General features: G+C 44.6%; 15 protein-coding genes. All 15 read left to right on the top strand.

Features of this window, described 5'->3' with window-relative positions; all coding sequences use genetic code 11:
* Window positions 1–103: 103 nt before the first annotated feature.
* The 15 genes from secE (at window position 104) to fusA (ending at window position 16,797) form a co-directional block, all read left to right on the top strand.
* Window positions 104–481, top strand: a complete 378-nt coding sequence (secE, locus tag ACYFDN_RS21290) for a preprotein translocase subunit SecE (protein ID WP_016404044.1) — start codon at window positions 104–106, stop codon at window positions 479–481.
* Window positions 481–1,026 carry a transcription termination/antitermination protein NusG gene (nusG, locus tag ACYFDN_RS21285; protein ID WP_016404043.1) on the top strand — a complete coding sequence of 182 codons (546 nt, stop codon included), beginning with the start codon at window positions 481–483 and terminating at the stop codon, window positions 1,024–1,026. Before secE ends, nusG begins: the two co-directional genes overlap by 1 nt.
* A gap of 124 nt (window positions 1,027–1,150) precedes the next feature.
* Window positions 1,151–1,579: a 50S ribosomal protein L11 gene (gene rplK / locus ACYFDN_RS21280; RefSeq protein WP_016404042.1), complete on the top strand. Its 429-nt coding sequence runs from the start codon at window positions 1,151–1,153 to the stop codon at window positions 1,577–1,579.
* Between the two features lie 4 nt (window positions 1,580–1,583).
* Window positions 1,584–2,285 carry a 50S ribosomal protein L1 gene (rplA, locus tag ACYFDN_RS21275; protein ID WP_016404041.1) on the top strand — a complete coding sequence of 234 codons (702 nt, stop codon included), beginning with the start codon at window positions 1,584–1,586 and terminating at the stop codon, window positions 2,283–2,285.
* A 241-nt stretch (window positions 2,286–2,526) separates the two neighbouring features.
* Window positions 2,527–3,021 (top strand): 50S ribosomal protein L10, encoded by a 495-nt coding sequence (rplJ, locus tag ACYFDN_RS21270; protein WP_016404040.1) that lies wholly within the window; start codon window positions 2,527–2,529, stop codon window positions 3,019–3,021.
* Between the two features lie 54 nt (window positions 3,022–3,075).
* Window positions 3,076–3,441 carry a 50S ribosomal protein L7/L12 gene (gene rplL / locus ACYFDN_RS21265; RefSeq protein ID WP_016404039.1) on the top strand — a complete coding sequence of 122 codons (366 nt, stop codon included), beginning with the start codon at window positions 3,076–3,078 and terminating at the stop codon, window positions 3,439–3,441.
* Between the two features lie 225 nt (window positions 3,442–3,666).
* Window positions 3,667–7,701, top strand: coding sequence for a DNA-directed RNA polymerase subunit beta (gene rpoB / locus ACYFDN_RS21260; RefSeq protein WP_016404038.1), 4,035 nt, complete (start codon window positions 3,667–3,669; stop codon window positions 7,699–7,701).
* An 82-nt stretch (window positions 7,702–7,783) separates the two neighbouring features.
* Window positions 7,784–11,989: a DNA-directed RNA polymerase subunit beta' gene (gene rpoC / locus ACYFDN_RS21255; protein ID WP_221077416.1), complete on the top strand. Its 4,206-nt coding sequence runs from the start codon at window positions 7,784–7,786 to the stop codon at window positions 11,987–11,989.
* Between the two features lie 145 nt (window positions 11,990–12,134).
* Window positions 12,135–12,518 carry a RidA family protein gene (locus tag ACYFDN_RS21250; RefSeq protein WP_483512633.1) on the top strand — a complete coding sequence of 128 codons (384 nt, stop codon included), beginning with the start codon at window positions 12,135–12,137 and terminating at the stop codon, window positions 12,516–12,518.
* A 3-nt stretch (window positions 12,519–12,521) separates the two neighbouring features.
* Window positions 12,522–12,911, top strand: a complete 390-nt coding sequence (tusD, locus tag ACYFDN_RS21245) for a sulfurtransferase complex subunit TusD (RefSeq protein ID WP_483512632.1) — start codon at window positions 12,522–12,524, stop codon at window positions 12,909–12,911.
* Window positions 12,908–13,267 (top strand): sulfurtransferase complex subunit TusC, encoded by a 360-nt coding sequence (tusC, locus tag ACYFDN_RS21240; RefSeq protein WP_483512630.1) that lies wholly within the window; start codon window positions 12,908–12,910, stop codon window positions 13,265–13,267. Before tusD ends, tusC begins: the two co-directional genes overlap by 4 nt.
* A 1-nt stretch (window position 13,268) precedes the next feature.
* A complete protein-coding gene (tusB, locus tag ACYFDN_RS21235) occupies window positions 13,269–13,544 on the top strand; it encodes a sulfurtransferase complex subunit TusB (protein ID WP_483512629.1) in 276 nt (91 codons plus the stop codon).
* 143 nt (window positions 13,545–13,687) lie between these two features.
* Entirely contained in the window at window positions 13,688–14,062 is a 375-nt protein-coding gene (rpsL, locus tag ACYFDN_RS21230; protein WP_016404065.1) for a 30S ribosomal protein S12, read from the top strand.
* A 94-nt stretch (window positions 14,063–14,156) separates the two neighbouring features.
* The gene (gene rpsG, locus ACYFDN_RS21225) at window positions 14,157–14,627 is read left to right on the top strand and encodes a 30S ribosomal protein S7 (protein ID WP_016404064.1); all 471 of its coding nucleotides are present in this window, start codon (window positions 14,157–14,159) and stop codon (window positions 14,625–14,627) included.
* A gap of 76 nt (window positions 14,628–14,703) precedes the next feature.
* Window positions 14,704–16,797 (top strand): elongation factor G, encoded by a 2,094-nt coding sequence (gene fusA / locus ACYFDN_RS21220; protein WP_483512628.1) that lies wholly within the window; start codon window positions 14,704–14,706, stop codon window positions 16,795–16,797.
* The last annotated feature ends 106 nt before the right edge of the window (window positions 16,798–16,903 follow it).

Here is a 16,903-nt window from a genome sequence, read left to right as displayed (position 1 = left end):
CGGATTCCAAATCCGAATGTTGGGAGTTCGAATCTCTCCACCCCTGCCACTATCCCTATATGAAGGGATTTATGATTTTGTGGGATTATTTGTAGGTTGTTTGATGAGTACCAGTACTGAAAACCAAAGTGGGTCGTTAGATGGCCTAAAATGGGCATTAGCTGCTCTAATTTTAATCGCCGCTGTTGTAGGTAACTACCTATATACAGATATGTCGATCTTGGTGCGTGTAATCGGTGTTGTGATTGCCGTGATTGCTGCTTTAGGCATTGCATCGCAAACCAATAAAGGCAAGCAAGCCTTCGAATTTGCTAAAGAGTCGCGTATGGAAGTGCGTAAGGTTATCTGGCCTACTCGTCAAGAAGCCATTCAAACTACCATGATTGTATTAGCTGCTACTGCATTCATGTCACTAATTTTGTGGGGCCTAGATGCGATATTGGTTCGCCTAGTTGCCTTTGTAACAGGGGTAGGTATCTAATGACTGAAGAGCGCAAATTGCGTTGGTACGTGGTTCAGGCTTTTTCTGGCTATGAAGCTCGCGTATCTAAATCATTAAAAGAGTACATCCAAATCCATTCTATGGAAGATTCTTTTGGTGAGATTCTAGTACCGACTGAAGAAGTAGTTGAAATGCGCGCTGGTCAAAAACGTAAGAGTGAGCGCAAGTTCTTCCCTGGTTACGTTTTGGTTCAAATGGATCTAAACGATGAAAGCTGGCACTTAGTGAAAAGTGTGCCGCGGGTACTAGGCTTTATTGGTGGAACGGCAGAGCGCCCAGCTCCAATTTCTGATAAAGAAGCTAAAGCTATCTTGGATCGCTTGGATGAAACCAGTGATAAGCCAAGACCAAAAACTCTATTCGAACCAGGCGAAGTGGTTCGTGTTACCGATGGCCCATTCGCCGACTTCAACGGTACTATCGAAGAAGTGGATTACGAAAAGAGCCGCGTAAAAGTATCAGTATTGATTTTCGGCCGAGCTACGCCAGTAGAGCTAGAATTCGGACAAATCGAGAAAGGCTGATAAAAAATAAACAATCAGTTGTTTTTAGGGCAGGGGATCGACTATAATCCGCTGCCCTTTGTTCTATCGGGAAGCTAATCGCATGTGCGAAAGGCGTTTGAACCCAAAATAAGGTAAATTTAAAATGGCTAAAAAAGTCCAAGCTTATATTAAGCTTCAAGTTGCTGCGGGTGCCGCAAACCCGTCACCACCAGTTGGTCCTGCTCTAGGTCAACATGGTGTAAACATCATGGAATTCTGTAAAGCATTCAACGCGAAAACAGATTCAATTGAAAAAGGCGCGCCAGTACCAGTAGTAATTACTGTTTACTCTGACCGTTCTTTCACTTTTGAAACCAAAACTCCACCTGCTTCTTACTTATTGAAGAAAGCGGCTGGCATCAAGTCTGGTTCTGGTGTTCCAAACAAAGAAAAAGTTGGCAAAGTAACACGCGCTCAACTAGAAGAGATTGTTAATACTAAAGCAGTAGATATGACTGGTGCTGACGTAGACGCAATGGTTCGTTCAATTGAAGGTTCTGCCCGTTCTATGGGCTTGGTTGTAGAGGGCTAATACGATGGCAAAACTTTCTAAGCGCATGCGTGCGATCAACGAAAAAGTTGATTCAACAAAAGAATACTCAGTAAACGAAGCTGTTGCTCTTCTTAAAGAATTAGCGTCAGCTAAGTTCCTAGAAAGCGTAGATGCAGCGGTTAACCTTGGTGTTGACCCACGTAAATCTGACCAAAACGTTCGTGGTGCTACTGTACTACCGCACGGTACTGGTCGTAACGTTCGTGTTGCTGTATTTACTCAAGGTGCTAACGCCGAAGCCGCTACTGAAGCTGGTGCTGACGTAGTTGGTATGGATGACTTAGCTGCTCAAGTTAAAGCAGGTGAGATGGACTTCGACGTAGTAATTGCTTCTCCAGATGCAATGCGCGTTGTTGGTCAACTAGGTCAAATCCTAGGTCCACGTGGTTTAATGCCTAACCCTAAAGTGGGTACAGTTACTCCTAACGTAGCTGACGCAGTTAAACTAGCTAAAGCGGGTCAGATTCGTTACCGCAACGACAAGAACGGTATTATCCATACTACTATTGGTAAAGCCGATTTTGATGCTGACAAGCTTAAAGAGAACCTTGAAGCATTGGTTGTTGCTCTTAAAAAAGCAAAACCTGCTCAATCTAAAGGTCAGTTCATCAAGAAAGTTAGCCTATCTACCACTATGGGTGCTGGTCTAACTGTTGATGTAGCTACTTTAGATACTCAAGCTTAATCATTTACAAAGCGCAAAATTTATACTATCATTTTGCGCTTTGTATTTATGGGTCAGGGCTTATGCCCTCATCCAAGACCGTAGGTGCTAGTTTCTAGCTTAATCTCCTACGTAGATGGTGAGGAAACCCAAGAATAATTTTTTATTCTGGACAACCAAACCGTAAAGGCCTCTAAATCTAATGACTTAGAGGGAAGTAAACACCAGATTTATCTGGTATTGGAATCCAGGAGTAAAGCCAATGGCCTTAAGACTCGAAGACAAGAAGCAAATTGTTGCTGGCGTCAACGAAGCTGCCAAAGGTGCACTTTCTGCAGTAGTTGCTGATTCACGTGGCGTAACTGTAGATGCGATGACTTCACTTCGTGCTAAAGCACGTGAAGCTGGCGTATCTATGCAAGTGGTACGTAATACCCTTGCTCGCCGTGCAGTAGCTGGCACAGACCTAGAATGTCTTACTGAGTCATTCACTGGTCCTACTTTGATTGCCTTCTCTAATGAGCACCCAGGTGCTGCAGCGCGTCTATTTACAGACTTCGCTAAAGAGCAAGACAACTTTGAAGTACGTGCAGCAGCATTTGAAGGTGCATTAGCAGACGTAAACGTTCTTGCAAAACTACCAACTTACGAAGAAGCAATTGCCAAGTTAATGGCAACTATGAAAGAAGCTTCTGCAGGCAAGCTGGTTCGCACTCTGGCCGCACTACGCGACCAAAAAGAGTCAGAAGCAGCATAATTTGCTTGTTGCTACATTATTTTATAAATTTAATTGAATTTAGGAATTTGAGTCATGTCTATCACTAAAGACCAAATTATCGAAGCTGTTGCTGAAATGTCAGTAATGGACGTTGTTGAACTAATCGAAGCTATGGAAGAGAAGTTCGGCGTATCTGCTGCTGCAGCTGTTGCTGTTGCTGGTGACGCTGGTGCTGCTGCTGAAGAGCAATCAGAATTCGACGTAATTCTTACCGCTGCTGGCGCTAACAAAGTTGCTGCTATTAAAGCGGTACGTGGCGCTACAGGTCTAGGCCTGAAAGAAGCTAAAGGTCTTGTTGATTCAGCTCCTGCTGCAATCAAAGAAGGCGTTGAGAAAGAAGAAGCTGAAGCTCTTAAAGCTGCTCTTGAAGAAGCTGGTGCTTCTGTTGAGCTTAAGTAATCTACCTATAAGTAGATTGCAGCCTTTATAGGCTATGGCTGGTGGTTATTTAACCACCGGCCTTTTTGCGCTGTAGGACGCCGTCTTTTTTATCACCGTTTTAGATGGTGCGTCTAGCAAAAAACTTAGAGAAGGAATTCTCTTCGACAATGACAAACGGTATGTAAGAACTGTCCCAGATTTTGCGGACAGAGTGGGTCACTTATCAGCGAGCTGAGGAACCATATGGTTTACTCTTATACAGAGAAAAAACGCATTCGTAAGGACTTTGGAAAACGTCCTCAAGTAGTGGACACGCCTTACCTGCTTTCAATACAGCTTGACTCTTTTGAGAAATTCATAGAGATCGATCCTGAAGGCGAGTATGGGCTGGAAGCTGCATTCCGCAGTGTATTCCCGATTGCCAGTTATTCAGGATATTCAGAGCTACAATATGTTAGCTATCGTCTTGGCGAGCCGGTTTTTGACGTTAAAGAATGTCAAATTCGTGGAGTCACCTACTCTGCTCCCTTGCGCGTTAAATTGCGTTTAGTGTTGTTTGATCGTGAGGCTCCGGCTGGTACGGTTAAAGACATCAAAGAGCAAGAAGTATACATGGGTGAAATCCCATTGATGACAGGTAATGGTACCTTTGTAATTAATGGTACAGAGCGTGTTATCGTATCTCAGTTACACCGTAGTCCTGGTGTATTCTACGATCATGACCGTGGTAAAACACACTCATCAGGTAAAGTGTTATATAACGCGCGCGTTATTCCTTACCGTGGGTCATGGTTAGACTTCGAATTCGATCCTAAAGACAACTTGTTTGTTCGTATCGACCGTCGTCGTAAGCTTCCAGCATCTATTATTTTGCGCGCGTTAGAAATGACCACGCAAGAGATTCTAGAAACCTTCTTTGACTCTACTGCTTTCGAATTGAAAGACGGTAAAGTGATGATGGAGCTAGTACCAGCCCGTTTACGTGGTGACACTGTTTCTTTCGACGTTATGCTAAACGGCGAAGTATTGATTGAAGCAGGTCGTCGTGTAACAGCGCGCCATATTCGTCAACTGGAAAAATCAGGCGTCGAGCAAATCGAAGTGCCGGTTGAGTACCTTGCTGATAAAGTATTGGCTGAAGAGTATGTTGACGAAAGCACTGGTGAAGTTATTGCCGAAGCTAACAGCGAATTAAACCTAGAGTTAATTGCTGCGCTTTCGCAAGCTGGTCACTCGGTGATAAAAACGATTTATACCAATGACCTAGATCATGGTTCATTTATCTCTGATACCTTGCGTGTTGATTCTTCAACAAACCGCCTAGAAGCGTTAGTTGAAATCTACCGTATGATGCGTCCTGGTGAGCCACCAACGAAAGACGCAGCCGAAGCCTTGTTCGAGAACTTGTTCTTTAACGGTGACCGTTACGATTTATCAACAGTTGGCCGTATGAAGTTCAACAGCCGTGTAGGCCGTGAAGACGGTTCAGTGGCTGGTGTACTTGATAAAGAAGACATCGTTAAGGTTATGCAAACGCTAATCGAAATTCGTAACGGCCGTGGTGAAGTTGATGATATCGATCACCTAGGTAACCGTCGTATTCGTAGCGTAGGCGAAATGGCTGAAAACCAATTCCGCGTTGGTCTAGTACGTGTAGAGCGTGCTGTTAAAGAGCGCCTAAGCTTAGGTGACCTTGATGCATTGATGCCACAAGACTTAATTAACGCTAAGCCTATCTCGGCTGCGGTTAAAGAGTTCTTTGGTTCAAGCCAATTGTCTCAGTTCATGGATCAAAACAACCCGCTTTCTGAAGTAACACACAAACGTCGTGTTTCTGCATTAGGCCCAGGTGGTTTAACTCGTGAACGTGCTGGCTTCGAAGTGCGAGATGTACACCCAACGCACTACGGTCGTTTATGTCCGATTGAAACGCCGGAAGGTCCAAACATTGGTTTGATTAACTCGTTGGCGGTTTATTCTCGCACTAATGAGTTTGGTTTCTTAGAAACTCCTTACCGCAAAGTAATTGAAGGCCAAATCACTGATGAAGTAGATTACTTATCAGCGATTGATGAAGGCACTTATGTGATCGCTCAGGCAAACGCTGAAGCTGACGCAAACGGTAAATTACTTGAAACAGATTTAGTACCTTGTCGCCACAAGGGCGAATCAACCTACATGCCTACTGACCAAATTCAGTACATGGACGTAAGTCCTCAGCAGATTATTTCTGTAGCGGCATCGTTGATTCCGTTCCTAGAACACGATGATGCAAACCGTGCATTGATGGGTTCTAACATGCAACGTCAAGCTGTACCAACTCTACGCGCTGATAAGCCGTTAGTAGGTACTGGTATTGAGCGAGCAGTAGCGGTTGACTCTGGTGTAACTGTTGTATCGAAACGTGGTGGTACGGTTGACTACGCAGATGCAAGCCGCATCGTAGTTAAAGTAAATGAAGACGAGATGCTTCCAGGTGAAGCCGGTATCGACATTTACACGCTAACTAAGTACACCCGTTCTAACCAAAACACCTGTATCAACCAACGTCCGGTAGTTAAATCAGGCGAATTGGTAGCTAAAGGCGACGTACTGGCAGATGGTCCTTCAACTGACTTAGGTGAGTTGGCATTGGGTCAAAACATGCGCGTAGCGTTCATGCCTTGGAATGGTTACAACTTTGAGGATTCAATCGGTATTTCTGAGAACGTAGTTAAAGAAGATCGCTTTACTACTATTCACATTCAAGAGTTAAGCTGTATCGCTCGTGATACCAAGCTTGGCAGTGAAGAAATCTCAGCCGATATTCCAAACGTTGGTGAATCAGCGCTAAGCAAACTTGATGAGTCAGGTATTGTTTACGTAGGTGCTGAAGTTAAGCCAGGTGACATCTTAGTGGGTAAAGTAACCCCTAAAGGTGAAACACAATTGACACCTGAAGAGAAGCTATTGCGTGCCATCTTCGGTGAGAAAGCGTCTGATGTTAAAGATACATCACTACGTGTACCTAACTCTGTATTTGGTACCGTAATCGACGTTCAAGTCTTTACTCGCGATGGCGTAGAAAAAGACAAGCGTGCTCAAGAAATTGAGTCTATGCAGCTTAAAGAAGCGAAGAAAGATTTAACCGAAGAATTCAAGATTCTTGAAGATGGTATCTTTGCTCGTGCTAAATCTGTATTGATTGCAGCCGGTAAGTCAGAAGCTGACTTAGACCGTCAGCAACCTGCAGAGTGGCTAGAAGCGGCATTAAGCGATGAAGACGCGCAAACGCAGCTAGAGCAAATTGCTGCGCAATACGACGAGATCAAAGCTGAATTCGACAAGCAGTTCGACATTAAGCGCCGCAAGATCACCCAAGGTGATGACTTAGCGCCTGGCGTACTGAAGATTGTTAAAGTTTACTTAGCAGTTAAACGTCGTATTCAACCTGGTGACAAGATGGCTGGTCGTCACGGTAACAAAGGTGTAATTTCTACCATTGTTCCTCGTGAAGATATGCCTTATGACGAAACTGGTCGCCCAGTAGACATCTGCTTGAACCCACTAGGTGTACCATCGCGGATGAACATCGGTCAGATCCTTGAAACCCACTTAGGCCTAGCAGCTAAAGGTGTTGGTGAAAAAATTGATGAAATGCTGAAAGTTCAGCGTGAAATCGAAATGGATAAACTGCGTGACTTCATCCAGAAAGTGTACAACGTAGGTGATGATGCGCTTAAAGTTGACGTTGCTAGCTTCACTGATGAAGAAGTAATGACTTTGGCCAAGAACTTACGTGGCGGTGTGCCAATGGCTACCCCTGCATTTGATGGTGCTAAAGAAGCTGAAATTAAAGAGCTATTACGTTTAGCCGACTTACCTGATTCAGGTCAAATCGTGTTACGTGACGGCCGTACCGGTCAAGAATTTGAGCGCCCTGTAACTGTTGGTTACATGTACATGTTGAAACTTAACCACTTGGTTGATGACAAGATGCACGCTCGTTCTACTGGTTCTTACAGCTTGGTTACTCAGCAACCTCTAGGTGGTAAAGCACAGTTTGGTGGTCAGCGCTTCGGTGAGATGGAAGTATGGGCACTGGAAGCATACGGTGCTGCTTACACCCTACAGGAAATGCTAACGGTTAAATCTGATGACGTTAACGGTCGTACTAAGATGTACAAGAACATCGTTGATGGTAACCACCAGATGGAGCCAGGCATGCCTGAGTCGTTCAACGTGTTGCTCAAAGAGATTCGCTCTCTTGGGATCAACATTGAGTTGGATGAGCTGTAAGCACAGGACTTCACCTGAATTAAAAGCAAGGCGGGCGTTTCATTAGAAACGCCCCAGGTTTAACTCCAACCTGGAGAGAAACGTGAAAGATTTACTTAAGTTTCTTAAGCAACAAAGCAAGACCGAAGAGTTTGAAGGCATTAAAATTGGCCTAGCTTCACCAGACCAGATCCGCAGTTGGTCGTTTGGTGAGGTGAAGAAACCAGAGACGATTAACTATCGTACTTTTAAGCCTGAGCGTGACGGTTTATTCTGTGCCCGTATTTTTGGCCCAGTAAAAGATTACGAATGTTTGTGTGGTAAATACAAACGTTTGAAACACCGTGGTGTTATCTGTGAGAAGTGTGGCGTAGAAGTTACCCAATCTAAAGTTCGTCGTGACCGTATGGGCCACATCGAATTGGCTTCTCCAGTAGCGCACATCTGGTTCTTGAAATCATTACCATCGCGTATTGGTTTATTACTAGATATGACTTTACGTGATATTGAACGAGTTCTTTACTTCGAATCATTTGTTGTGACTGAGCCTGGCATGACCAGCTTAGAGCGCGGTCAAATGCTTACCGAAGAAACTTACTTGGATTCACTTGAAGAGTACGGTGACGAGTTTGAAGCTAAAATGGGCGCTGAAGCTGTATTAGCTTTATTGCGTCATTTAGAGCTTGACCAAGAAATCGAAGTAATGCGCGAAGAGTTACAAACTACTAACTCTGAAACTAAGCGTAAGAAGACCACTAAGCGTCTTAAGCTTATGGAAGCGTTCCGCGATTCAGGTAACAAACCTGAGTGGATGATTATGACCGTATTACCGGTTCTTCCACCAGATTTACGCCCACTAGTACCACTAGATGGCGGCCGTTTTGCTACTTCTGATTTGAACGATTTATACCGTCGTGTAATCAACCGTAACAACCGTTTGAAGCGTCTATTAGACCTAGCTGCTCCAGACATCATTGTGCGTAACGAAAAGCGTATGCTGCAAGAAGCAGTAGATGCCTTGTTAGACAATGGTCGTCGTGGTCGCGCTATTACTGGTTCTAACAAACGTCCGCTTAAATCTTTGGCTGATATGATCAAAGGTAAGCAAGGTCGTTTCCGTCAGAACTTGCTAGGTAAGCGTGTAGATTACTCAGGTCGTTCGGTAATTACCGTTGGTCCAACACTGCGTCTACACCAGTGTGGTCTTCCTAAGAAAATGGCACTTGAGCTATTCAAACCATTCATCTACGGCAAGCTAGAGCTGCGTGGTCTTGCGACTACGATTAAAGCTGCTAAGAAAATGGTTGAGCGCGAAGGCGGTGAAGTGTGGGATATTCTTGAAGAAGTTATCCGCGAACACCCAGTATTACTTAACCGTGCACCAACATTGCACCGTTTGGGTATTCAAGCCTTTGAGCCTGTGCTAATTGAAGGTAAAGCTATTCAATTACACCCGCTAGTGTGTGCGGCTTATAACGCCGACTTCGATGGTGACCAAATGGCGGTACACGTACCGTTGACCTTAGAAGCACAGTTAGAAGCACGTTCGTTGATGATGTCGACCAACAACGTACTATCACCAGCTAACGGTGAGCCTATTATCGTTCCTTCGCAAGACGTTGTATTGGGTCTGTACTACATGACTCGTGAACGTGTTAACGCTGAAGGTGAAGGTATGTACCTTTCTGGCCCTAAAGAGGCTGAGAAGTTATACCGTGCTAAACAAGCCAGTATTCACGCACGTGTAAACGTACGTATTACCGAGGTTGTTGTAGCAGAAGACGGCTCTAAAATCGAAAAAACTGAGATTAAGCAAACCACCATTGGTCGTGCCATTTTATGGTTAATTGTACCTAAAGGTTTGCCATTTGATTTAGTTAACCAGTCAATGGGTAAGAAGCAAATCTCAGGATTGCTAAACACCTGTTACCGTAAACTAGGTCTTAAGCACTCAGTTATTTTTGCTGACCAATTAATGTACACCGGTTTCCATTACGCAACCTTGTCTGGTGCCTCTGTAGGTATTAACGACATGGTTATCCCTGATGCTAAGAAAGACATCGTGGAAGAAGCCAGTGACGAAGTAAGCGAAATTCAAGAGCAGTTCCTAGCTGGTTTGGTAACCGCGGGCGAGCGTTACAACAAAGTAATCGATATTTGGGCTTCGGCTAACGAAAAAGTATCGAAAGCGATGATGGACAACTTGTCTACTGAAACAGTTATCAACAAAGATGGCGAAGAAGAGAGCCAAGACTCGTTCAACAGCATCTTTATGATGGCCGACTCGGGCGCACGTGGTAGTGCTGCTCAGATTCGTCAGCTAGCTGGTATGCGTGGCTTGATGGCTAAACCGGATGGTTCGATTATCGAAACGCCGATTGTGGCTAACTTCCGTGAAGGTTTGAACGTACTTCAGTACTTCATCTCAACCCACGGTGCGCGTAAAGGTTTGGCCGATACCGCATTGAAGACTGCTAACTCTGGTTACTTAACACGTCGTCTAGTAGATGTTGCACAGGATTTGGTTGTTACCGAAACTGACTGTGGTACCGAAGACGGTATTATCATGACGCCTCACATTGAGGGTGGTGATGTTGTTGAGCCATTACGTGAGCGTGTTCTTGGTCGTGTTCTAGTAGGCGATGTAATTAAGCCTGGTACTGAGAACGAAGTACTGCTTAAAGACAAAACACTACTTGACGAGAAACTGTGTGACCTTCTTGAAGAGAACTCAGTGGATACCGTTAAAGTACGCTCAGTAATTAGCTGTGCTAACGACTTTGGTGTTTGTGCTCTTTGTTATGGTCGTGACCTAGCTCGTGGCCACTTGGTTGGTCGCGGTGAAGCGGTTGGTGTAGTTGCAGCTCAATCAATTGGTGAGCCAGGTACACAGCTTACCATGCGTACCTTCCACATTGGTGGTGCGGCATCGCGTGCGGCAGCAGAAAACAGCATTCAAGTTAAGAACGCAGGTACTATTAAGCTACACAATGCTAAAGTAGTAACAAACAGCGAAGGCAAGTTAGTTGTAACCTCTCGTTCTACTGAATTGACCATTATTGATGAAATGGGTCAAACCAAAGAAAGCCACAAGCTTCAATACGGTGCAATACTAGAAGTAGTAGACGGTGGTGCGGTTACCTCTGGCGACACAGTTGCTAACTGGGACCCACATACACACCCAATTATTACTGAAGTACCGGGACGCGTTAAGTTCATCGACATGGTTGAAGGCGTGACTGTTAGCCGTCAAACTGATGAACTAACTGGTCTTTCTAGTATTCACGTTATGGATCCTAACGAGCGCCCAGGCGCTGGTAAAGAAATGCGTCCAATGGTGAAATTGGTAGACGGTTCTGGTAACGACGTACTTATTGCTGGTACTGATATTCCAGCTCAGTACTTCTTGTCTGCAAAAGCGATTGTAAACTTAGAAGATAATGCTGAAGTGGGTGTTGGTGATGCAATTGCTCGTATCCCACAAGAATCAAGCGGTACTAAAGATATTACCGGTGGTCTACCTCGCGTAGCCGACTTGTTCGAAGCTCGTCAGCCTAAAGAGCCAGCTATTTTGGCAGAAATTACCGGTACTATTAGTTTCGGTAAAGAAACCAAAGGTAAGCGCCGCTTGGTGATTACTCCTGCTGAAGGCGATGCTTACGAAGAAATGATTCCTAAGTGGCGTAACCTAAACGTGTTTGAAGGTGAGAAAGTGGCTAAAGGTGAAGTAATTGCCGATGGTCCAGAATCACCACATGACATTTTACGTTTGCGTGGCATTAGCCCTGTTTCTAACTACATCGTAAACGAAGTACAAGACGTATACCGTTTACAAGGTGTGAAGATTAACGATAAACACATTGAAACTATCGTGCGTCAAATGCTTCGTAAGTGTTTGATTCTAGATGCTGGTGATTCTAGCTTCTTGCTAGGTGAGCAAGCTGAAGTTGCCCGTGTGAATATTGAGAATCGTCAATTGGAAGCTGAAGGCAAACGCCCTGCGGTATACCGTCGTGAGTTACTAGGTATTACTAAGGCGTCACTATCTACAGAGTCGTTTATTTCTGCGGCTTCGTTCCAAGAAACTACTCGTGTGCTTACCGAAGCAGCAGTGGGTGGTAAACAGGACGAACTACGCGGTCTTAAAGAGAACGTTATTGTTGGTCGCTTGATTCCTGCTGGTACTGGTTATGCCTACCATGAGAATCGTCGCAACCAAACTGAAGCGCCAGCTCCAATTACTGCAGATGAAGCAGCTGATAACTTAGCAGCTCTACTAAATGCAGCCCCTGGCGGCGAAACAGAGTAGTAACTGACTCTACTAAGCTAAAAAGGCAGCCATTGGCTGCCTTTTTTAATGTCTGCGGTTTAATTATCTCTCTGCAAAATATTTGACAAGTGTTGGCGTTCGTCACAGACTCCATTTTTAAAAACAACAAAATCTAGAGCATTTTATGAGCAAACAAATTGTATCTACAGAGGCGGCTCCAGCTGCAATCGGGCCATATTCTCAAGCAACTAAAATTGACGAATTGGTCTTCACTTCAGGCCAAATCCCACTAGACCCAGAGTCGATGGAGATCGTGGAAGGTGGAATAAGCGAGCAAACAAGACAAGTAATGGAAAATCTAATGGCGGTATTAGCTGCTGCTGGTGCCGATGCTTCAACAGTGTTTAAAACTACCTGCTTTCTAAGTGATATGGCTAATTTTGTTGCCTTTAATGATGTTTACGCAAGTTACTTCCCAGAAAGTGCACCTGCGCGCTCATGTGTAGAAGTTGCGCGTTTACCTAAAGATGTGTTGGTAGAAGTAGAAGCTATTGCGCATATTAAATAGTTTATGAGCCTTACTTATACCTTAGTTGTTACTAGCCCCTTGTATGGCAAGCAGGGAAGTGCTTCGGCGCTCAACTTTGCCAAGGCTTTGATTGAAGCCGGTCATCAATTAAAAACGGTGTTCTTTTATCTAGATGGGGTGAGTAATGGCCTGTCTACATCTCTACCTGCGAGTGATGAAGTAAATATTCATCGGCACTGGCTCGATATAAAAAAAGCATCGGCGTGTTCGCTTCTTGTGTGCAGTGCAGCAGCCTACCGCAGAGGAATTATTGGTGAGGAAGAAGCAGCAGTAAACCATTTGCCGGCGAATATGCACAACGAGTTTAATATGTCTGGTTTAGCCGAAATGGCTACTGCGATGTTAAGTAGCGATAGAGTGGTGCATCTATGAGCAAATCATTAGTGTTTGTATTTAGTCGAGCACCACACGGCAACTCTTTAGCACGAGAAACACTGGATGCTGCACTTGCTGCCTCTGCTGTATCGGAAGATATTGTCGCCTTTTTTGAGGGCGATGGGGTTTATCAGTTATTGAAGGGGCAAAACCCCACTAACATTAAGCAACGAGACGTGCTTCCTACCTATGGTTTGTTAGATCTGTATGACGTTGAAGAGATCTTCGTTGATCAACAATCATTAAAAGAACGTGGCCTTTCTTTAGAACAACTTGCTATTAGCGTTAGAGTTAAACAAGCAAAACAGTTCTATTCAGAATGCTGTCATGCTCATGCAATATTGAGATTTTAGCATGCTACATATTATGCGACATCCTTATGCAAGTGACCCCTACGAACGCTGCCTTGAACAGCTTGAAAACGGTGGGCATCTAGTACTCATCGAAGATGCTGTATACTCATGGCTGCGTGATGACACGCGTTTAAAGGTACTTGCACAAAGCGCTAGAGTCTCGGTGTTAAGTGCCGATGTGAGTGCTCGGGGTATTGAAGTCTGCGATAGCGTACTGATCGATTACCAAGGTTTGGTAACATTAACCGAGCAGCACACGCCCGCTATGACTTGGTAACTCAGGTCCCATTCATCAAAAATATCAAGCTTGTGATCATCGCAAGCCTTGACTCTTTACCTGCAAGCGCATAAAATTTCGCCTCCCCAAAATTGGGGTAGATTTTTTCACATGTTTAAATGTAATTTCAGGAGCTATTTCGAATGGCAACGATTAACCAGTTGGTTCGCAAGCCACGTGCAAGTAAGGTTGCTAAAAGCAACGTACCAGCACTAGCTGCGTGTCCACAACGTCGTGGTGTATGTACTCGTGTATATACCACCACACCAAAGAAACCAAACTCAGCACTACGTAAAGTAGCTCGTGTTCGTTTAACTAACGGATTCGAAGTGACTTCTTACATCGGTGGTGAAGGTCACAACCTACAAGAGCACAGCGTAATTTTGATTCGCGGTGGTCGTGTTAAAGATTTACCAGGTGTGCGTTATCACACCGTACGCGGCGCGTTAGACTGTGCTGGCGTAAGTGATCGTCGTCAAGGACGTTCAAAGTACGGCGCTAAACGTCCTAAGTCATAACGGCTCTCCGTTAAGTAAGGCCAAACATTTAGTTATAGCGAAATTTTTTTAAAATTCGTTTTGGGGAAACCTGAAGCAAACCGGAGATATAAAAATGCCAAGACGTCGAGTGATCGGTCAACGCAAAATCTTGCCAGATCCTAAGTTCGGATCAGAACTACTGGCTAAGTTCATCAACGTAGTAATGGTTGATGGTAAAAAATCAATTTCAGAAAAGATTGTATATGGTGCATTAGACGCTGCTGCTGATAAATCAGGCAAGTCTCACCAAGAAATTTTTGAAGTTGCTCTTGAAAACGTGCGCCCATCGGTAGAGGTTAAATCTCGCCGTGTAGGTGGTTCTACTTACCAAGTACCTGTTGAAGTACGTCCAGTACGTCGTAACACTCTAGGTATGCGTTGGATGGTAGATGCAGCACGTAAACGTGGTGAAAAATCTATGGCTTTACGTCTAGCGGGTGAAATCCTAGACGCAGCTGAAAACAAAGGTTCTGCGGTTAAGAAACGTGAAGACGTTCACCGTATGGCCGACGCAAACAAAGCGTTTGCACATTACCGCTGGTAATTGGTTGCGCAGCTGCTTAGCAGCTGCGCTACTTTCTATGTGAGACTAAGGATTACTCCTTAGCAAGAGGATAACAATGGCTCGTACAACTCCAATTGAGCGCTACCGTAACATTGGTATTGTTGCTCATGTTGACGCTGGCAAAACAACAACTACAGAACGTGTCCTTTTCTACACCGGTCTATCTCACAAAATAGGTGAGGTGCATGATGGCGCAGCCACCATGGACTGGATGGAGCAAGAACAAGAACGCGGTATTACCATCACCTCTGCGGCTACTACCACCTTTTGGCGTGGTATGAACGCCCAGTACGACGAACACCGTATTAATATCATCGATACCCCTGGACACGTTGACTTTACAATTGAAGTTGAACGTTCATTGCGTGTATTAGATGGTGCAGTTGTTGTATTTTGTGGTTCATCTGGTGTTGAACCTCAATCAGAAACAGTGTGGCGCCAAGCTGACAAATATTCTGTTCCGCGAATGGTATTCGTGAACAAAATGGATAGAGCTGGTGCAGACTTTGAACGAGTAATTGATCAAATCCGTGATCGCTTAGGTGCAAACTGTGTACCTATTCAGTTGAACATAGGCGCTGAGGACGAATTTGTTGGTGTTATTGACCTGATCAAAATGAAGGCCATTAACTGGAACGAAGCAGACCAAGGTACCACCTTCAATTACGAAGATATTCCTGCTCATTTGGTAGAGCGTGCAGAGGCTTTACACGAAGAACTCGTTGAAGCTGCTGCAGAAGCTACCGATGAATTAATGGATAAATATCTTGAAGACGGCGAGTTGACTGAAGCCGAGATTAAGTTTGGTTTGCGTAAGCGCACCCTAAACAATGAGATCGTGCTAGCGACTTGTGGTAGTGCATTTAAAAACAAAGGTGTTCAAGCAGTGCTTGACGCGGTTGTAGAATACTTGCCTGCTCCAAACCACGTTGAAGCAATTAAAGGTACAGACGAAAAGGACAACGAAGTTGCTTGTCCGGCAGATGACGACGCGCCGTTTGCGGCACTTGCGTTTAAAATTGCCACCGACCCATTTGTGGGTACACTTACCTTTATGCGTGTTTATTCGGGGACGGTTGAAACCGGCACTGCGGTGTATAACTCGGTTAAACAAAAACGTGAACGTTTAGGTCGTATGGTGCAAATGCACTCAAACGATCGTAAAGAGATCAAAGAAGTTCGTGCTGGTGATATCGCCGCTGCGATTGGTCTTAAAGACGTAACCACGGGTGACACTTTATGTGATATGAATCGTAAAGTGATTCTTGAGCGTATGGAATTCCCTGAGCCGGTAATTCAGATTGCCGTAGAGCCTCGAACCAAAGCTGACCAAGAAAAAATGGGCGTAGCTTTAGGTAAGTTGGCTGCTGAGGACCCATCGTTCCGCGTAGAAACTAACGAAGAATCTGGACAAACCCTTATCTCTGGTATGGGTGAGTTACACTTAGATATCATCGTAGATCGCATGAAGCGCGAATTTAGCGTTGATTGTAATGTAGGTAAACCTCAAGTTGCTTATCGCGAAGCAATTCGCAAGCAAGTTGAAGTGGAAGGAAAGTTTGTACGTCAATCGGGTGGTCGTGGTCAATACGGTCATGTTTGGTTGCGTATGGAACCTCTAGAGCCAGGTGCTGGTTACGAATTTGTCAACGAAATCGTTGGTGGTGTTGTTCCAAAAGAATACATCCCAGCTGTTGATAAAGGCTGTAAAGAGCAGATGGATCAGGGTGTATTGGCTGGCTATCCGCTACTTGATGTTAAGGTCACCTTATTCGATGGATCATTCCACGATGTTGACTCTAACGAAATGGCGTTTAAAATTGCCGGTGCAATGGGCTTTAAGAAAGGTGCATTGGACGCTGATCCAGTACTGCTCGAGCCGATGATGAAAGTAGAAGTTACAACCCCTGAAGATTGGATGGGTGATGTAGTGGGTGACTTGAATCGTCGTCGTGGCATAATTGAAGGCATGGACGATGGGGCTGCGGGCTTAAAGATTGTTAAGTCTAAAGTGCCGCTGTCTGCAATGTTCGGCTATGCTACAGATCTACGTTCGGCAACTCAGGGGCGAGCCTCTTACTCTATGGAATTCCTAGAGTACAACGAAGCGCCGAAAAATGTTGCTGATGCTATTGTTGAAGCAAAGTAAACTAATTCAACTATGATTGGTCTGTCTCGGGTGAGGCAGATTGGAATGGAAAAGAAGGTACATATCGTGTCTAAAGAAAAATTTGAACGTTCAAAACCGCACGTAA

This window comes from Agarivorans sp. D1326 (assembly GCF_056958115.1).
The sequence above is the reverse complement of the archived record's forward strand: the minus strand, read 5'-3'. Positions and strand labels throughout refer to the sequence as shown.

Bases quoted from the DNA above. Each gene is read 5' to 3' on its own strand.
- secE (WP_016404044.1), top strand. From the start codon at position 104: ATGAGTACCAGTACTGAAAACCAAAGTGGGTCGTTAGATGGCCTAAAA.
- nusG (WP_016404043.1), top strand. From the start codon at position 481: ATGACTGAAGAGCGCAAATTGCGTTGGTACGTGGTTCAGGCTTTTTCT.
- rplK (WP_016404042.1), top strand. From the start codon at position 1,151: ATGGCTAAAAAAGTCCAAGCTTATATTAAGCTTCAAGTTGCTGCGGGT.
- rplA (WP_016404041.1), top strand. From the start codon at position 1,584: ATGGCAAAACTTTCTAAGCGCATGCGTGCGATCAACGAAAAAGTTGAT.
- rplJ (WP_016404040.1), top strand. From the start codon at position 2,527: ATGGCCTTAAGACTCGAAGACAAGAAGCAAATTGTTGCTGGCGTCAAC.
- rplL (WP_016404039.1), top strand. From the start codon at position 3,076: ATGTCTATCACTAAAGACCAAATTATCGAAGCTGTTGCTGAAATGTCA.
- rpoB (WP_016404038.1), top strand. From the start codon at position 3,667: ATGGTTTACTCTTATACAGAGAAAAAACGCATTCGTAAGGACTTTGGA.
- ACYFDN_RS21250 (WP_483512633.1), top strand. From the start codon at position 12,135: ATGAGCAAACAAATTGTATCTACAGAGGCGGCTCCAGCTGCAATCGGG.
- tusD (WP_483512632.1), top strand. From the start codon at position 12,522: ATGAGCCTTACTTATACCTTAGTTGTTACTAGCCCCTTGTATGGCAAG.
- tusC (WP_483512630.1), top strand. From the start codon at position 12,908: ATGAGCAAATCATTAGTGTTTGTATTTAGTCGAGCACCACACGGCAAC.
- tusB (WP_483512629.1), top strand. From the start codon at position 13,269: ATGCTACATATTATGCGACATCCTTATGCAAGTGACCCCTACGAACGC.
- rpsL (WP_016404065.1), top strand. From the start codon at position 13,688: ATGGCAACGATTAACCAGTTGGTTCGCAAGCCACGTGCAAGTAAGGTT.
- rpsG (WP_016404064.1), top strand. From the start codon at position 14,157: ATGCCAAGACGTCGAGTGATCGGTCAACGCAAAATCTTGCCAGATCCT.
- fusA (WP_483512628.1), top strand. From the start codon at position 14,704: ATGGCTCGTACAACTCCAATTGAGCGCTACCGTAACATTGGTATTGTT.